We start from the raw sequence: 744 nt of genomic DNA on the forward strand, positions 1-744 counted from the left end.
GATTGGCAGATTTGTTCGTGTTTCACACTCCAAATCTGACCTAATCAACTGTGCGGGGGTGGGAAGACGAACTATTTTTTGACTAGTTGAGTTCTTTCCCACTCCCTCTTCATCTCCCCTTGCTCTCCAAACGGAATTTCCAACACCTGTCCATTTTCCTCAGCTGTCAAGACAAAGGAATGGATGGGCTGCTTATCGTCGAAATACTGGGTGGCGACCAAGGCGATGGAATAAACAGGCGAAATCTTATCATACATGTCATGGGTTCGTTTGACCTTGTCACGAACATTAGGCAAATCCTTGACCAAGTGCTGACAAGAGTAAGTCCAGAGACGTTTGATAAAGCTGTGTTGATGGACCACCTGAATTTCAATGATAACCTGAGTTCCATCATCCAGTCTGGCTAGAATGTCCACGGTGGTGCTAAAATAACCCTCCCGTTCTTTCTTCAAATCAGCAATCGTTCCATTTAAAATCTGGACAGACTTGGGACGAAAGCCCAGAAAGGTATCGATGAAATCAATGGTAATTTCATGGTCACTGAAAATTTTCTTAGCTGCGATGTCAGCCATAGGGCTGATGCTGTGGCGAAATTTTGTCAATTGTGTTCCTCCGATAAATAGAATTTAAGAATAATCTCAATCTATTTATTCGAAGTTCCTAGTAATATTATAGCATCTTGAAGGATATTTTTCCAGAGACACTCGGTGTTTTCAAGGAAAAATACACCTGCTGACACTTAAG

At 42.1% G+C, this 744-nt stretch carries 1 protein-coding gene; it reads right to left on the minus strand.

The features are described 5' to 3' along the window. Positions 1-71: 71 nt before the first annotated feature. Entirely contained in the window at positions 72-602 is a 531-nt protein-coding gene (locus F9856_RS12035) for an Rpn family recombination-promoting nuclease/putative transposase (RefSeq protein ID WP_024398274.1), read from the minus strand. Positions 603-744 lie beyond the last annotated feature (142 nt).

Source organism: Streptococcus suis (assembly GCF_016743335.1).
GTDB classification, from domain to species: domain Bacteria; phylum Bacillota; class Bacilli; order Lactobacillales; family Streptococcaceae; genus Streptococcus; species Streptococcus suis_Y.